We start from the raw sequence: 15,860 nt of genomic DNA, 5'->3' as shown, positions 1-15,860 counted from the left end.
GCCTCCCTTCCTTGCGCTGTGGGTGCGGAAGAGCTGGCGGGCACCGCCCGCCGGCTTCTGGCTGGGGCGTTCGGCGGTGGTCGCCGGTGCGGGGTAATCGGTTTGCGCGATCTCAGTCGTCGTTTCCGCCCGCCTCGATCTGCTGCACGAGGTTCCAGAGGATGCGCGAGTCCTGAGCGTCGAGTTCATCGCCGCCGAGGCCGCGGAAGTGGTTGTGGAACGCGCGCACTGCGGCGGCGCGGTCGTCCAGCGGGTAGCCGACCACCGCCAGCGCCATCCACGGATCGAAGCCGGCGGGCGGATCGACCAGCACGCCTTGCGGCCAGCGGCCGAAACCCGCGGCGGCCAGTTGCTGCCAGGGGAACAGCGGGCCGGGATCGTTCTTGCGCGTGGGCGCGAGATCCTGGTGGCCGATGATCTGCGCGGGCGGGATGTTCAGGCGCGTGGTGAGGTCGGTGAGCAGGCGCAGCAGGCTGTCGATCTGCGCTTGCGCGAACGGCGAATGTCCATCGTTGTCCAGCTCGATGCCGATCGAGGCGGAGTTGATGTCCGTGATCGTGCCCCAGCGGCCACCGCCGCCGTGCCAGGCGCGCAGTTGATCGGCGACCAGCTGGTAGACGTGGCCGTCGGCGCCGACCAGGTAGTGCGCGCTGACCGGGCCGCCGCTGTTCTGCGTGCGCAAGGTGTGCAGACTCTCGCGTGCCGAGTGCTGGTCGGTGAAATGCAGCACGATCAGCACCGGGCGGCGGATGTCGTGGTTGGGCGAGGGTACCCAGGTCGCCAGCGGATTGCGCGGCGGCAGCGGGGCGCAGGCGGCGAGCAGGGCGAGCAGCACCACGATGGCAGCGCTGCGCGGCCAGCGGGGCGAACCACGCATCACGGTTCCTGCAGCCACGGCTTGGCGATCTCCAGCGCGGTGCGGTAGGGCTCCGGCTCGTTGCGGTTGCTGAGCAGGATCACGGTGAGGTGTTGCTTCGGCCAGCGCACGATCACGTTGCGGAAGCCGATGCTCTCGCCCGAGTGCCACAGCGTGTCGCCGGTGATGCGCCAGCCATAACCGTAGCTGGCCTCGTACGGCTCGCCGGTGACCTTCACGTGGGGGCTGAAGGCGAGCTTGCGCGAGGCGTCGCTGAGCAGGCGGTTGTCGTACAGCGCGGCGTCCCACTTCGCCAGGTCCTCGACCGAGGAATAGATGCCGCCGTCGCCGCGGGTGGCGCTGGTGACGCTCTGGTCGGTGCGCGTCCACTGCCCGTTCACCTCGCTGTAGCCGTAGGCGCGGTCGTCCACTTCGGGGCCGCCGCTTTCGTACAGCAGCGTGTGGTTCATGCCCAGCGGCTGGAAGATCTGCTGCTTCAGGTACAGCGGCAGGCTGTAGCCCGAGGCGCGCTCGACCACCAGGCCGAGCAGCACGTAACCGGTGTTGCTGTAGCGATAGGCGGTGCCGGGCGCGAAGTAGGTCTTCGGGGTGGCGGAGAGTATGCTCAGCACGTCGTTGTCGCTGACCTGCCCGGTGGTGCCGGGCGGGATCAGATCCTCGTAATCGACCAGGCCGCCGGTGTGGTCGAGCAGTTGGCGCAGGGTGACGGCCGAGGTCGTCTCCGGCAGCGAGGGCAGCCATTGGCGCACCGGATCGTCCAGCTTGAGCCGGCCCTGCTCGGCCAGCAGCAGGATCGCCGCGGCGGTGAACTGCTTGCTGATCGAGGCGAGGCGGTAATTGGTCGCCGGCTTTGTCTCGTCGTCGTCCTCGAGATTCGCCAGGCCGTAGCTGCGATCGAGCACGGCCTTGCCGTCCTTGATGACCAGCAGCGAGGCGCCGGGCACGTCGCCGGTGTAGGGCGCCATCAACAGGTTGACCGGGTCGACCGGCTTGGTGCCGCCGCAGCCGGCGAGCAGGGTGGCCACGGCGAGGCCAACGAAGAGTCTGTGCATGGCGGAGGCCCCCTTGGTTGTGGCGATGCGTAGGGCGGGCACTGCCCGCCGCCCTTGCGGAGCGCGTTGCGCCGTGCCGAAGAGCCGGCGGGCGGTGCCCGCCCTACGGGTTTCGACGAGCTTTTCGCGTAATTGTGTCGGGGAAGGCGAGACATTCATGGACAACCCCCGACGCGCCGGAAAGCGAGGTCTTCGTAATCGGAGCTGAAGTCGCCGTCCGGATCGAATTTGGCCATGCGCAGGGAGATCGGCGTGCCGTCGGCAGCGGGCTTGAAATCCAGCCACGCATCCAGTTCGCCGTTGTCCCAATGCACCAGGTAGCGCTTGCCCAGCCGCATCGCCGTGCCGGTCAGCGCGGGCGACTTCTTCGCGGCGAAGCGAACCTTGCCGTCCTGCGGGCACAGCGTGATGTCACCGAACCATGGGTCGCGATACGTGCCTGTCCACGCCGCCATTTCCGTCGTGGTGGCGGCCTGCCAGGTCGAGGTATCCGGCAGCGGCGATTTCTCCGCGTGCTGCTTCGACTTGCGCTCCAGTGTGTCGGCGTACCAGTTCACGTCGCGCGTATCGTTCGGCGCGGTGAAGTGCTTGGTCAGCACTTCGCCCAGCACGGTGCGGGCGTCGTCGGCTTCGCCGTTGATCATGAAGACGAAGCCGCTGTTGCGATCCGGCAGCAGCGACAGCATCGAATACATGCCGTTCAAGGTGCCGGTGTGCCAGACGTTCCACTGGCCGTCGACGTCGGCCATGCGCCAGCCGTAGCCGTAGGCCATGATGTGGCTGTTGTCCCAGGCGCGACGCTGCGCGGAAACGGGGATCAGCATGTGTGGCGCCTGCAGCGTCTTGCGCTGCTGCGGCGACAGCCACTGGAGCTGGGCCGGGGTGGGCACCAGCCAGTTGCGCGCCCAGCTCAGCATGTCGGTGAGGTCGCAGCGGATGCCGCCGGCGGCGGCCGAGGTGATCGCGGGGATTGCGGCGGCTTCGGGGATCGGCACGTTGCGCCCGTCGTCGCGACGATGCGGCGTGGCCACGTCGCCGACGGTGTCGCGGTTCCACGCGCCGACCTGGCAGCGGTCCAGGTGCAGCGGCGCGAACACCTCGCGGTGCATCAGTGTCTCGTACGACGCGCCACCCGCGGCGGCGGCGACTTCGCCGGCCACCACGTAGAGCAGGTTGTCGTACTGGTATTGCGCGCGGAAGCTGTAGCCGGGCTTGATGAAGCGCAGGCCGTGGATGATGTCGGCGCGGGTGAACGCGTTCGGCTCCGGCCACAGCATCAGGTCGCCGCCGCCTTCGGGCAGGCCGCTGGAATGGGTGAGCAGGTCGGCCACGCGCATGTTCGCGGTGACCCACGGATCGTGCATGCGGAACTGCGGCAGGTATTTCGTCACCGGATCGTCCCAGTGCAGCTTGCCCTGGTCGACCAGGCGGCCGAGCAGGGCGGTGGTCATCGCCTTGCTGTTGGAGGCGATCTTGAACAGCGTGCGCGGGGTGATCTTCTGGCCCGAGCCGGCGACGGTTTCGCCGACGGTGCGGGTGTAGACGACCTGGCCGTTCTCGATCACGCCGACGGCGATGCCGGGCAGGTGGTAACGCGCGACGACGGCGTCGACGATCTTGTCGTAGCCAGGGTTGGCGTCTTCGGCGTTCGCGGCAAGCGGTGCGAGCAGGAGCAGAAGAGCAAGAGCACCCCACCGCAACCCTCCCCTGCGATGCAGGGGAGGGGGCAGATGCTCTTGGCTCCTCCCCCTGCTTGCAGGGGGAGGTTGGGAGGGGGTAGCTCCGGCGTGCGGAAGAGCACCCCACCCCAGCTCTTCCCCGCGATGCCCCACAGGGACCTTTGGTCGCAGGAGAGGGAGCAGAGCTTGCTCAGTGCTGCGCATGGCGTTCTACCTCGCCCCACACGCGCAGCAGGTTGCCGCCCCACAGCTTGGCGATGTCGGCGTCGCTGAAACCGGCCTTGCGCAGGGCGGCGGTGACGTTGCGGGTTTCACTGGCGTCCTTCCAGCCGGTGATGCCGCCGCCGCCGTCGAAGTCGGAGGCGATGCCGACGTGGTCGATGCCGGCGACCTTCACCATGTGTCGGATCTGCTTCACGTAATCGTCCAGCGTGGCCAGCGGGTACTTCTGCTGGATCTCGGCCATGCCCGCTTCCATCTCGGGGCGGTAGTCGTCGTTGTCGCTGTCGTATTCCTTTTCACCGGCCCCCTTCGCCACGGCCTCCTGCAATTTCTTCTCGGCGGCCGCGCGACCGGGGTCGTGCTTGAGGAATTCCTTGTAGGCGACCGCGTCGATCACGCCGCCCTTGGCGGCGATCGCGCGCAGCAGGTCGTCGGGCAGGTTGCGTGGGTGGTCCAGCACGGCGCGGGCGCCGGAGTGGGAGGCGATGATCGGCGTGCTGGAGACCTTCAGCGCATCGCGCACGCAACGGTCCGAGGCGTGCGAGATGTCGACCAGCATGCCGAGTTCGTTGGCGCGCTTGACCACGGCGCGGCCGAAGTCGCTCATGCCGGTGTCGCCGGCGCTGTTCATCGCGCTCTCGCCGTGTTCGGTGTCGGGCAGCGAGCTGGTGCACAGGTCGTTGTTGCCGACGTGGACCAGGCCGACCGAGCGGGCGCCACGGTCGTAGGCGGCGTCGAGGCGATGCAGGTCATGGCCGAGCGAGTAGGCGTTCTCGATCTCGATGGTGGCCGAGAGCAGGCCGGCCTCGTGATTGGCCCGCAGCTGTTCCGGCGTGGTGGCCAGGCGGATGCGGTCGGGATACTTCATCAGCATGCGGCCGATGCCGTCGTACTTCTGGCTCGCCTGCTGCACCGCCTTGGCGTAGCCGGCAGCGTCGAGCTTGTGCTGCGGCACCCAGACCACGAAGAACGCCGCATCGAGTCCGCCGCGCTCCATCTTGCCGAGGTCGACCAGCAGGCGGGTGTCGTGGCCCACGTCGAAGCGCGGCTCGCCCATGTAGTCGAACGGGACGTCGACGTGGGTGTCGATGGTGACCGGCGGATCTTGCTGCGCCTGCGCGGCCGACGCGAAGGCAAAGCCGAAGGCGGCGAGAAGGGCGAGGCGGGCAGTCGTGCTCATGGCGTTTTCCAGTTCCGGGCCGGCTGTTCGCCGGCAATCATTTCCTCGAAGTGCTGGCGCCGTCGTATCACGGCGTAGCGGCCCTGGTGCAGCAAGACCTCGGCGGCCAGCGGCCGCGAGTTGTAGGTGGAGGCCATCGACGTACCGTACGCGCCGGTGGCCTTGATCAGCAACAGGTCGCCGGCCGCGCACTCGGGCAGTTCGCGCGCGCTGGCGAAGGTATCGCCGGTTTCGCAGACCGGGCCGACGATGTCGTAGGTGGCCATCGGGCGCGGCTGGTCCGACACCGGCACGATGTCGTGCCAGGCGTCGTACAGGCTGGGCCGCAGCAGGTCGTTCATGGCCGCATCGAGGATCAGGAAGTTGCGCTCGGTGCCGGGCTTGACGCGGATCACGCGGGTCAGCAGTACCCCGGCTTCGGCGACCAGCCAGCGTCCCGGCTCCAGCAGGAGGCGGCCGCGGAAACCGGCCAGCGCCTCGCGGATCGCGGCCACGTAGTCGGTCGTGGACACCGGATGATCCACGCCGGCGCGATAGCACACACCCAGCCCGCCGCCGACGTCGATGCTGGTGATCGGATGGCCGGCGTGTTCCAGCTCGCGCCAGAACGCGGCCACGCGTGCGAGTGCGAGACGGAAGGGTTGAACGTCGAGGATCTGCGAGCCGATATGCACGTGCAGGCCGTCGAGCTGCACGTGGTCGAACGACTTGCGTTGGGCGAACCAGCGGCGCGCTTCGTCGATGCTCACGCCGAACTTGTTCTCCGATTTGCCGGTGGAGATCTTGGCGTGGGTCTGCGCATCCACGTCGGGGTTGATGCGCACGGCGGCGCGTGCGGTCACTTCCTGCGCCCTGGCAATGCGCTGCAGCGTGTGCAACTCGTCCAGCGACTCCACGTTGAAACGCATGATGCCGACGTTCAGCGCGCCGGCGATCTCGTCGGCGCTCTTGCCGACGCCGGAGAACACGATGCGCTCGGCCGGCATGCCGGCGTTGAGCGCGCGGCGCAGTTCGCCGACCGAGACGATGTCGGCGCCGAGGCCGGCGTTGGCCATCAGCTGCAGGATGGCGAGGTTGGGGTTGGCCTTGACGGCAAAGCAGATGGTGGCATCGAGGCCGACCAGCGCGGTTTTCAGCGCCTCGATGCGCTGGTGAATCGCACTGGCGGAATAGGCGTGAAAGGGGGTGGCGATGCGTTCGGCCAGCAGTTGCAGGTCGACGCCGTCGAAGTGGCTGTGCGAGGTGGGCGTTGCAGACGCATCCGTGGTGCCGGCCGGAGTAGCAGAGGTCGTTTTCATCATCGGCTGCACGTGGCTGATCCGCTTCGGGTGGGTTGCCGGCGCACGCGCGTGGAAGCGCGCCTTGCAAAAAAAGGCGACCCGCCACGAGAGCGGGCCGCCGAGGGAGTAAACCTCAGTATGTGTACGTCACGACCAGTTGCATGTAACGCGGCGCTTGCCACACGGTGCCCTGCCCGAAGTAGGGCATCTTGTCGCCGGGCGTGCTCTCGTAGCGGGAGTGCACGTTGACGACCGTCTGGCTGTTGAGCAGGTTGTAGATGGAGAATCGCGCCTTCAGATCGACATCCGTCACCGGCAGCGTCCAGGTCACGCTGGCGCTCAGGTCCTTCACCCACGGCATGCGGCCGAACGCGCCACGTCCCGTGTAGACCAGCTCGCGCGTCTGCCAGTCGGAGCAGTTCGCCACGCACAGCCAGCCGGAGCCGCCGCCGCTGAACTCGCCGGGGCCGCCGGCGCTGCGGTTGTCGTTGGGCCAGCGCACGCCGAACGCGGTGATCGGCCCACCGGAATAGGCTGCGAACGTACTGCCAAAGCTCCACATGTCGTTGAGCTTGTAGCTGCCGCGCAGCTTGATCTGGTGGCGATGGTCGTTGAACAGGACGCCATAGCGCTCGTTGACGGCCGGATGGTCGTAGTACTGCACGAGGTTGGTGTCGGCGTAACCGGTATCCGAGTTCACCGGACCTTCGATGTTGCCCTCGCTCTTGGACCAGATATAGCTGGCGTTGAAGGCCCACTTGCCGTCCCATGCGCGATCAATCTGCAGCTCGACCGCCTTGTAGGTGCGTCGCGGTTTCTTGTAGCCCATGACGGCGCCGCTGCCCAGCGCCTCGTAGCCATCCTTCGAACTGTCGAAGGTGACCCAGCTGTTGGTATCGGGACACCACAAGGTGTTCTTCTCTCCCGGGTTGAGGATGGGCCAGTCGCCGGAATACCAGTCGCATCCCGCGACATGGTTGATGCGCACGTCTTCCACCGCGCGGGTCATCTTGCGGTAGGTGATGTTTGCGCCATACGACCAGGTCTGGTTGATCGCCTGCTGGAAGCCCAGGATGTATTCGTCCTGGAAGACCTGCTTCAGGTCGCGGGCAACCGCCGTGCGCACGTCGTCGGGCGCGGGAACATTCCCTTCGGTGTTGACCGCGCCGAGTTGCGCGCCGAGCTTGGGGAAAAGATAGCTGCCGCCAGTGACCGGGTCGGTCTGCTCGACCCAGCCATCGAGCGCATAGTAGGTATGCTCGTCCGTGGTGCCGCCGCCGAAGTAGTCGGTGAGCTTGTTGGTGAGCGGGATGTAGTAGCGGCCCGCGTTGCCGAACACCTTGGTCGTGCCGTCGCCCTTCACGTCCCAGCTGAAGCCGAGGCGGGGGGAGATCATGTCCTTGAAATCGGCCTTGGCGAAGGTCGCGCCGGAGGCCAGCTTGTTGTGGAACTTGTCGGCTCGCACGCCGAGGTTCAGCAGCAGGTTGGGTGTGACGTTCCAGTTGTCCTCCAGGTAGACCGCCTGCGCCTTGGTGCTGACCGGTGCGCCCGTGACGTAGTGGCGCGCGTCGACGATGGCGGTGACGCCGACCGGAACCACGGTACCGTTGGGCAACTGCCCGCCGGGCGTGGCGGCCTGGGCCTGGTAGCTCGTCCCGTCGCCCGGATACACCACCGAGCTCCTCGAATCCATGACCTCCTGATCGAGGCCGAAGCGGAACAGGTGGTTGTCCAGCGGGGTCCATTCGAAGTCGAGGCGCGCCGCCTTGCGCTTGTCGAAGCGGCTGCTGATGCTGCTGTTGGTCGGGTGGCAGCCTTCCTGCTCGGTCGCCGGCCCGAAGGCGGCGGTGTAACTGCCCGAGCGGGTGACGATGCTGCAATCGGCATCCCACGGGCTGCCGCTGGTGGCGCTGCGCTTGTTCACGCCATACATCGCCTTGGCGACGAAGTTCTCGCCAAAATGGCCGGTGTAGGTGAGCGAACCGTTGTCGCCGCCGGAACCCGCCGTGCTTTCGCCCAGCTTGTCGCCGAACGTGGCGGTGTCCCAGGTGTAGTCGTAGTTGCCGGTGGTCGAGTCGGCCTTGTCGGAGAAGGCCAGCAGCTCCAGAAGGTGGTTGTCGTTGATGTGCCAGTCGATCTTGGCACCCCAGAAATCGTTGTCACTCTTGGTTTTCCAGGCTTCGGACGTATCGATGTCCTGCGGCCTGGAGTAGCGCCGTTCGTACATGCCGAAGAAGAACAGCTTGTCCTTCACGAGGGCGCCGGACGCCCACACGTTGGCCTTGTAGAACGGGCTCTTGTCGCGGCTGGTGCGATCCCGTTCGTCGATGGTGCCGTCGCTGTGGAAATGATCCTTTTTCGTCGCCGCCCACGCCGACGGTTCCAGCGTCGTCTCCGCGCCGGCGTGGAAGTCGTTGCCGCCGGAGCGCGTCACGGCGTTGATGACGCCGCCCGTGCTGCGGCCGAACTCCGCCGAGTAGCCGCCGGTCTTGACCTGGAATTCCTCGAAGAACGCGAACGGCACCGTGGAAAAGCCCTGGCGGCGATACGGATCGGTCACGTCGAGGCCATTGATGTAGACGACGTTCTCGGCCACCGACGAGCCGCCGAAGGTGAGGCCGCCAAAGGTGGCACCGGAAGCGACCACGCCCGGCGCCAGCAGCGCGACGGAGCTGATGCTCTGGTCCACCGGCATGCGGGCCAGCTCGGCACGGGTGATGTTGGTGGCCGATTCGGTGGAGAACACGTCCACGCGATTGACCACCGGCGAGCCGACGACCACCACCGATTGCAGGTTGGTCACATTGCCGCCGCTGCCCAGGTTGACGGTTGTGGTGCCGCCCAGGGAGACGGCCACCGCAACCGGCGCACCGACCGTCTGGCCGCTGCGCGAGACCTGCAGGCTGTAATCGCCTACCGGCAACTGGGCCACGCGGTAGGTACCGTCGGCATTGACCGTGACCGAGCGGACCTGCCCGGTTGCGGTATTGGTGACGGTGATCTGCGCGCCGGCGTCGGCGCGCCCGGCCACGGCGCCGGTGACGGCCTGGGCCAGCGCGGGGCCCCCAACCAGCGAAGCCATGCCCAGGCCGAGTGCCATGCAAAGGACGCTTCTGCGCAAGCTGCGACTGTTGCTCATTTCCCCATCTCCCCATCGACACCGTCGATGCCAGTTTTTTGTGAAAGCTGCCGGTTAGTTGCCGCCGCGTCCCTGCCTCGCTGGCAGGACGCGCCAGTCGAAGTCGTAGTCCAGTTGATCGAAATAGATGTTGCCGCCGCGCCATTCGGCTTCGCCGCGCTGCGAGTCCACGTCGTCGGAACGGAAGTGCCGCTTGGGTGGCTCGAAGCGGCGGTCGTAGTCGGCGTTGAAGGCGATGCGCCAGTTGTCGAGCCCGCCGAGGTAGAACCACTCCAGTGCGGGGTCGTCGCCCGCGCCCGGATGCAGGCGGCCGGTGGTGACGTCCATCGGCACCCAGCCGTATGGCGCCAGGTACAGGAAGCCCCAGTCGTGGATGTTGCTGTAGCCGCTGCCGTCGGCGGCGAACACCATGCCCGACTGCCAGCGCGCGGGGATGCCGTTGAGGCGCAGCAGGGTCATCAGCAGCAGGGTCTGCTGGCCGCAGTCGGCGTGGCCGGCGTGCAGCGCGTAGTCGCTGATGTTGGAGATCGTCGAATACTCGCGCGCACCGGCCCAGGGGATCCGGTCCACCGCGGCAAACAGCTTCTGCGCGATGCGGTACGGATTCTTCTCGTCACCGACGACCTTGCGCGAGAACGCGCGCATGGCGTCGGTGAACACGATGTGCGGCGCACGCTCGGCCACGAACGGGGCCAGTTCCGGGGTGATGGTTTCCGGCTGCACCCTGGCCGGGTCGATCGCGTGGTATTGCGCCAGCAAGGTCAGCTCGTAGGTGACCGAAAACGCGGCCTTCTGCCCGGCCACCGCGGGCTTCTCCAGGTACACCGTGCGCTGTGGCGCCGACACGGGCGCGATGGCGTGCTTCGCCGGCACGCTGGCGACGTAGCGGATGTCTTCCTGCTGGCCGGGGATCGCCTGCGGATAGGGGATCCATGCGCGCACGGTTTCTCCGGCCGGTACGGCGTCGGCGTCGACGGTGAGCGTCTGGGTCATGCGCACGCGCTGCGGCAGCACGCTGGCGCGGTGCTGGTCGAGCGCGGCGCGGAAGATCGCGCGCTGGTGGTCGTTGAGCGCTTCCATCGGGCCGTCGCTGATCGGCGTCTGCACGGCGCGTCGCGCCACCGCCTCCGGGCTGAGCCGGAACAGGTTGCCGGGCGACCGCTTGAAATACAGCGTGCGACCGTCGATCACCTGGTGCTCGAACAGGCCGGCGGCGTTCCACTTGGCGAACTCGGCGTCGCTGAGGTCGGGGATCGATTTGCGCACGCGCGCCTCGACGTCGTCGGCGCCGAGAGTGAAATCGAGCAGGATGCGGCGCATGCGCTCGCGCTGGAACAGCAGCGCATGACGCTGATCTGCCGTTACGCCAGGTTGCGCCAGGGCGGTGTCGATCGCTGCCTGCGCCGCCTTGAAATGGCCGGCATCGATCTGCGCGGTGATGGAGGGAAGTGCGGGGGCCCCGGTCGCCCATGCGGGCGTGGCGGCGAGCAGGACCAGCGCGGCAATCAGCGGGAGCAGGCGCGTGCCCACGACGTGGCGTCGTATTCTCGTGGCGGCAGGCAACTGCGTATTCATCGAGCGGCGTCTCCGCATCCGATCCCCTGAAATGGCTGTGTAACATGCTTGCAAATGCTGGTCAATAATTTATGCTTCAAACCAATCCGGTTCGAATCAGCTATTCCTTACCGGCGCGGTAGCGAGGTCGGCATACGCTGCGGACGAACCACGAGGGGACGCATGTGATCCAGACGGTCTGGCCCTACCTGGCGGTGATGTTGCTGGCCGCCGGGCTGTTTCCGGCGATCGAGCGCCGCTACGGCTGGAAGGTCTTTTCGGTGCTGCCGCCGATCGTGCTGACCTATCTGCTGGTCACCGCGCTGGCCGTGTCGGGGTTGTGGCAGGTCAATGACGAGATCCACGCGGCGCAGTCGATGCTGGTCTCGCACCTGGTGCCGGCGCTGCTGTTCCTGCTGATGATCAACTGCGACCTGCGCGCGATCTGGCGGCTGGGGCCGCGCGTGCTGGCGGTGTTCGCCTGCACCTCGGTGAGCCTGTTCGTGGCCTTCATCGGCGCGTTCCTGATCTACCGGCACTGGCTGCCGGGCGACCAGTGGCAGCCGCTGGCCGCGTTGTCCGGCAGCTGGGTCGGCGGCACCGCCAACATGATCGCGGTGAAACAGGCGATCGACATGTCCGACCAGCTGCTGGCGATGTCGCTGCTGACCGATGCGCTGTGCTATTCGATGTGGGTGGTGGTGCTGTTCTCGGTGGCGCGCCTGGCGCCGGCGTTCAATCGCTGGACCCGGGCCAAGTCGAGCGGCGACCTCCCGTTGGCGGAGGCGAAGCAGACCGGCCCGTCCACGCCGGACAGCGTGCTGCTGTGGCTGGGCATGGCCTTGCTGGCCGCCGCGCTGGCCGGTTGGGCGGCGGCGAAACTGCCGACCTCCAGCATGCTCAGCGCGACCACCTGGACCATCCTGCTGGCCACCGGCGCGGGACTGGTGGTGGCGCATACGCCGCTGGCGCGTTACCCGGGCGCCAGCACGATCTCCGGCGCCCTGCTGATCAGCGTGGTGGCGGTGCTGGCCTCGCAGAGCAACTTCCACGGCATCGGCGCGGCGCCGCTGTACCTGCTCTGCGGCGTCACCGTCATCGCGATCCACGCGCTGCTGCTGATCGGCTTCGCGAAACTTTTCCGCTTCGACCTCTACCTGTGCGGCATCTCCTCGCTGGCGCATATTGGCGGCGTGGCCGCCACGCCGATCCTGGCGGCCAGCTATTCGGCTGCGCTGGTACCGGTGGGTATCCTGCTGGCCTTGCTCGGCTACATCCTCGGCACGGGTTTCGGCCTGGTGGTGTCGTCGATCCTCAAGCAGCTGGCCCTTCCGTGATGCGTTCTTGCGACAGGACACGATGATGCGATTTCCCCTGCTTGCCACCCTCCTGCTTGCGCCCCTGCTCGCCGCGGCGCCGTCGCAGGCTCGCGGCGCCGACGAGGCGCTGGTCGTGCCGCCCTCCGGCGTGCTCGGCGTGGGCGAGGCGCAGCTGACCCCGCAGTTCTGGGTCGATCGGCTGGCGCAGCCTGATGCACCGGTGCTGGATCGCGCGGCGATCGCGGCGCAGAACGCGAAGCTGCTGCAGATCGACCCGTCGATGCACGACTTGCGCGCGCTGCCTTCGACGCTGGATCGCGCCCGCGTCGAAGGCTGGATCGAGGGCTTGTCGCAACGGCCGGATCGGCCGCTGTTCGACGTCGGGGGCAAACCGGTACCCGCGGCCACGCTCGACGCGGTGGTCGCCAACCTCGCGCTGGGCGCGATTCCCGCACGGCAGAAGACGCGCTACGGCCTGGTGGTGCGCCGCGCTGCGCTGCGCACGTTCCCCACCACGTTGCGCGTGTTCCATGAAGAGGGCGACACCGACATCGACCGCTTCCAGGAGACCGCCGAATTCCCCGGCACGCCGGTGGCGATCGTGCACTCGAGCGCCGATGGCCAGTGGCTGTTCGTGGTCAGCCCGCGCTATGCGGCGTGGACGGAAAAGGACAATGTGGCCGAAGGCAGTGCGACGCAGGTGTTCGGTTACGTCGACAAGACGCCGTACCGGGTGATCACCGGCGCGGTCGCACGCACCGTGTTCACCCGCGAGGTGCCGGCCGTCTCGCAACTGCAGCTGGACATGGGCACCCGGGTGCCGCTGGCGACGGATTTGCCGCCGGATCAGCCGGTGAACGGCCAGACGCCGTATGCCGCGTACGTGCTCGATCTGCCCGTGCGCAAGGCGGATGGTTCGCTTGCCTTCAGTCCTGCGCTGCTGCAGAAGAACACTGATACCGCGGCGGACTACCTGCCGCTGACCCGCGCCAACCTCATCCGCCAGGCGTTCAAGTTCCTCGGCGAGCGCTACGGCTGGGGCCACGCCTACGATGGCCGCGACTGCTCGGGCTTTGTCTCCGACGTCTATCGCAGCATGGGCGTGCAGATGCCGCGCAACACCAGCAGGCAGGCGATCAGCCCGGCGCTGGAGCATCGCGCGTTCACCGCGAAGGACAGCCGCGAAGAACGCCTCAAGGCCGCGCAGGCGCTGGAGGTCGGCGACCTGGTCTACATCCCCGGTCACGTGATGATGGTGATCGGCCATCTGCATGGCCAGCCGTACGTGATCCACGACACGGGCGGCATGAGCTATCGCAAGGCCGACGGCAGCAAGGCGCGGATCAAGCTCAACGCGGTGTCGGTGACCCCGCTGCTGCCGCTGCTCTACAACGACCAGCAGAGCTATGTCGAGCGCATGACCAGCATCGTGCGCATTCGCCATTGAACGCGCCGACGCCAAGAAAAAAACAGGACACGGATTCCATGAAGGCCTTTCCATGAAAATCACCGACATCCAGTTCGGCATGCTGCGGGTCCCGCTGAAGACCCCGTTCAAGACCGCGCTGCGCACGGTCAACACGGTGGACGACATCGTGGTGATGATGCACACCGACTCGGGCCAGATCGGCTACGGCGAGGCGCCCGCCACCGCGGTGATCACCGGCGACACCCACGGCTCGATCATCGACGCGATCCGTCACTACATTTCCCCAAGGCTGATCGGCCAGGAGATCGCCAACCTCAACCAGATCACCCAGCTGATCCAGTCCTCGATGGAGAAGAACACCAGCGCCAAGGCGGCGGTGGAGATCGCGGTGTACGACCTGTGGGGCCAGCTCTACGGCGCGCCGCTGTACAAGTTGCTCGGCGGCGGCGATCCGGTGATCACCACCGACATCACCATCAGCGTCGACTACATCGACAAGATGGTGGCCGATTCGGTTTCCGCGGTGGAGCGCGGTTTCGAGTCGCTGAAGATCAAGGTCGGCAAGGACATCGGCGTCGACATCGAGCGGGTCAAGGCGATCTACGCCGCGGTGGAAGGGCGCGCGCTGCTGCGCCTGGACGCCAACCAGGGCTGGACGGCGAAGCAGGCGGTGTATGCGCTGCAGACGCTGGAGGAGGCCGGCATCAAGCTCGAGCTGATCGAGCAGCCGGTGAAGGCGAACGACCTGGCCGGCATGCGCTACGTCACCGAGCGCGTGCACACGCCGGTGATGGCCGACGAGAGCGTGTTCGGCCCGATGGAGGTGATCGAGCTGATCCGCCTGCGCGCGGCCGACATCATCAACATCAAGCTGATGAAGACCGGCGGCATCTCCAACGCGATCCGCATCGCCGACATCGCCGGCATGCACGGCATCGAGTGCATGATCGGCTGCATGCTGGAAACCTCGATCAGCGTGGCGGCCGCGGTGCACGTGGCGGTGGCCAAGTCCAACGCGATCACCAAGATCGACCTGGACGGCCCCTCGCTGTGCCAGTTCAACCCGGTCGACGGTGGGGTAATCTTCAACGAATCGGAGATCTCGGTGACGGATGCGCCCGGCCTGGGCATTCGCGAAATTCGCGGCCTGGAGAGGATCGAGGACTGATGTCGCCGCTGGTCAAAATCCGTTCGGAACGCGACCAGATGTCCGCGGTGGAGCGGCGCATCGCCGATTTCGTGCTGGAGAACGCGCACCTGCTGCGCGACTACTCCTCGCAGCAACTGGCCAATGCGCTGGGGATCAGCCAGTCCAGCGTGGTCAAGTTCACCCAGAAGCTCGGCTTCAAGGGCTATCCCGACCTCAAGTATTCCGTGGGCGAGGCGATCGCCCGCGCCGACAACGGCGACACCCTGCAGGTCGAGTCGACCGCCGGCAACGCCGGCACGGGCGCCTTCGCCGGCAACCTGTGGCGGCGCAAGTCCGAGGCGGAGGAAGCCACCCGCCTGATCAACCCGCCGGAGATGCTCGACGCGGTGGCCGACGCGATCGGCCAGGCCGGCCGCGCCGGCAAGGTGTTCATCATCGGCCTGGGCGAGGACGACATCTATGCGCGCAATTTCGCGCTGCGGCTGTCGCTGCTGGGCATCCTCACCGTGCACAACTTCGACACGGCGCGGATGACCGCCAACGTCTCCGCCGCCGGCGCCGGCGACGTGCTGCTGATGTTCTCCGAGCACGGCAACCATCCGGCGCTGTGCAAGATCGCCCGCTATTTCCGCGAGCGCCGCGGCCAGCTGATCACGGTGACGCGGCACACCGCCAACCCGCTGCGCACGCTGGCCGACATTGCGCTGGTGGTGTCCGCCCATGACGAGCTGCCCTACATCCAGCCGCTGCTGTACCAGTCCGCGCTGCAACACCTGCTCGACGGCGTGTTCGTGCAGCTGTGCGAAGGCCACGACGACCGTCGCGCCCTGCTGCTGGGCAACCTCGACCGGATCCAGCAGATGCTGGAGCCATGAGGACGGGAATAGGGAATAGGGAATCGCAGGAGCCCGCTCGCGGGCGATGCTCTCCCCACGAATCCCGGCAAAAATGCGTCGCCCGCGAGCGGGCTCCTACAAAT

General features: G+C 67.1%; 11 protein-coding genes. 4 read left to right on the top strand and 7 right to left on the bottom strand.

Annotated elements, in window-relative coordinates:
- Nucleotides 1–112 precede the first annotated feature (112 nt).
- The 7 genes from B1991_RS08400 to B1991_RS08370 form a co-directional block, all read right to left on the bottom strand.
- The gene (locus B1991_RS08400) at nucleotides 113–877 is read right to left on the bottom strand and encodes an N-acetylmuramoyl-L-alanine amidase (RefSeq protein WP_136258273.1); all 765 of its coding nucleotides are present in this window, start codon (nucleotides 875–877) and stop codon (nucleotides 113–115) included.
- Entirely contained in the window at nucleotides 877–1,929 is a 1,053-nt protein-coding gene (locus B1991_RS08395; RefSeq protein ID WP_136258272.1) for a serine hydrolase domain-containing protein, read from the bottom strand. The genes B1991_RS08400 and B1991_RS08395 overlap by 1 nt, the downstream gene beginning before the upstream one ends.
- A gap of 155 nt (nucleotides 1,930–2,084) precedes the next feature.
- The gene (locus tag B1991_RS08390) at nucleotides 2,085–3,629 is read right to left on the bottom strand and encodes a serine hydrolase (protein ID WP_136258271.1); all 1,545 of its coding nucleotides are present in this window, start codon (nucleotides 3,627–3,629) and stop codon (nucleotides 2,085–2,087) included.
- 169 nt (nucleotides 3,630–3,798) lie between these two features.
- On the bottom strand, nucleotides 3,799–5,010 hold the full coding sequence (locus B1991_RS08385) for a dipeptidase (protein ID WP_136258270.1): 1,212 nt from the start codon (nucleotides 5,008–5,010) through the stop codon (nucleotides 3,799–3,801).
- On the bottom strand, nucleotides 5,007–6,308 hold the full coding sequence (gene lysA, locus B1991_RS08380) for a diaminopimelate decarboxylase (protein ID WP_210772107.1): 1,302 nt from the start codon (nucleotides 6,306–6,308) through the stop codon (nucleotides 5,007–5,009). Before lysA ends, B1991_RS08385 begins: the two co-directional genes overlap by 4 nt.
- Before the next feature lie 115 nt (nucleotides 6,309–6,423).
- Nucleotides 6,424–9,390, bottom strand: coding sequence for a TonB-dependent receptor (locus B1991_RS08375; protein ID WP_246031103.1), 2,967 nt, complete (start codon nucleotides 9,388–9,390; stop codon nucleotides 6,424–6,426).
- Nucleotides 9,391–9,483: 93 nt separating this feature from the next.
- On the bottom strand, nucleotides 9,484–11,004 hold the full coding sequence (locus B1991_RS08370; protein ID WP_136258267.1) for a transglutaminase-like domain-containing protein: 1,521 nt from the start codon (nucleotides 11,002–11,004) through the stop codon (nucleotides 9,484–9,486).
- A gap of 164 nt (nucleotides 11,005–11,168) precedes the next feature.
- Here B1991_RS08370 and B1991_RS08365 point away from each other — a divergent pair, with 164 nt between their 5' ends.
- Genes B1991_RS08365 through B1991_RS08350 form a run of 4 tightly spaced genes read left to right on the top strand, consistent with a single transcriptional unit; the run spans nucleotide 11,169 to nucleotide 15,756 of the window.
- On the top strand, nucleotides 11,169–12,320 hold the full coding sequence (locus tag B1991_RS08365; protein WP_136258266.1) for a DUF819 family protein: 1,152 nt from the start codon (nucleotides 11,169–11,171) through the stop codon (nucleotides 12,318–12,320).
- Between the two features lie 25 nt (nucleotides 12,321–12,345).
- Nucleotides 12,346–13,749, top strand: a complete 1,404-nt coding sequence (locus B1991_RS08360) for a C40 family peptidase (RefSeq protein ID WP_136258265.1) — start codon at nucleotides 12,346–12,348, stop codon at nucleotides 13,747–13,749.
- A gap of 52 nt (nucleotides 13,750–13,801) precedes the next feature.
- Nucleotides 13,802–14,899: a dipeptide epimerase gene (locus B1991_RS08355; protein ID WP_136258264.1), complete on the top strand. Its 1,098-nt coding sequence runs from the start codon at nucleotides 13,802–13,804 to the stop codon at nucleotides 14,897–14,899.
- Nucleotides 14,899–15,756, top strand: a complete 858-nt coding sequence (locus tag B1991_RS08350) for a MurR/RpiR family transcriptional regulator (protein WP_136258263.1) — start codon at nucleotides 14,899–14,901, stop codon at nucleotides 15,754–15,756. Before B1991_RS08355 ends, B1991_RS08350 begins: the two co-directional genes overlap by 1 nt.
- The last annotated feature ends 104 nt before the right edge of the window (nucleotides 15,757–15,860 follow it).

Origin of the sequence: Rhodanobacter lindaniclasticus (assembly GCF_004799035.1) — a bacterium.
Taxonomy (GTDB): domain Bacteria; phylum Pseudomonadota; class Gammaproteobacteria; order Xanthomonadales; family Rhodanobacteraceae; genus Rhodanobacter; species Rhodanobacter lindaniclasticus.
The sequence above is the reverse complement of the archived record's forward strand: the minus strand, read 5'-3'. Positions and strand labels throughout refer to the sequence as shown.

Excerpts from the sequence above, each read along its gene's own strand:
- B1991_RS08400 (WP_136258273.1), bottom strand. The coding sequence starts at position 877 with ATGCGTGGTTCGCCCCGCTGGCCGCGCAGCGCTGCCATCGTGGTGCTG.
- B1991_RS08395 (WP_136258272.1), bottom strand. The coding sequence starts at position 1,929 with ATGCACAGACTCTTCGTTGGCCTCGCCGTGGCCACCCTGCTCGCCGGC.
- B1991_RS08385 (WP_136258270.1), bottom strand. The coding sequence starts at position 5,010 with ATGAGCACGACTGCCCGCCTCGCCCTTCTCGCCGCCTTCGGCTTTGCC.
- lysA (WP_210772107.1), bottom strand. The coding sequence starts at position 6,308 with ATGAAAACGACCTCTGCTACTCCGGCCGGCACCACGGATGCGTCTGCA.
- B1991_RS08375 (WP_246031103.1), bottom strand. The coding sequence starts at position 9,390 with ATGGCACTCGGCCTGGGCATGGCTTCGCTGGTTGGGGGCCCCGCGCTG.
- B1991_RS08370 (WP_136258267.1), bottom strand. The coding sequence starts at position 11,004 with ATGAATACGCAGTTGCCTGCCGCCACGAGAATACGACGCCACGTCGTG.
- B1991_RS08360 (WP_136258265.1), top strand. The coding sequence starts at position 12,346 with ATGCGATTTCCCCTGCTTGCCACCCTCCTGCTTGCGCCCCTGCTCGCC.
- B1991_RS08355 (WP_136258264.1), top strand. The coding sequence starts at position 13,802 with ATGAAAATCACCGACATCCAGTTCGGCATGCTGCGGGTCCCGCTGAAG.
- B1991_RS08350 (WP_136258263.1), top strand. The coding sequence starts at position 14,899 with ATGTCGCCGCTGGTCAAAATCCGTTCGGAACGCGACCAGATGTCCGCG.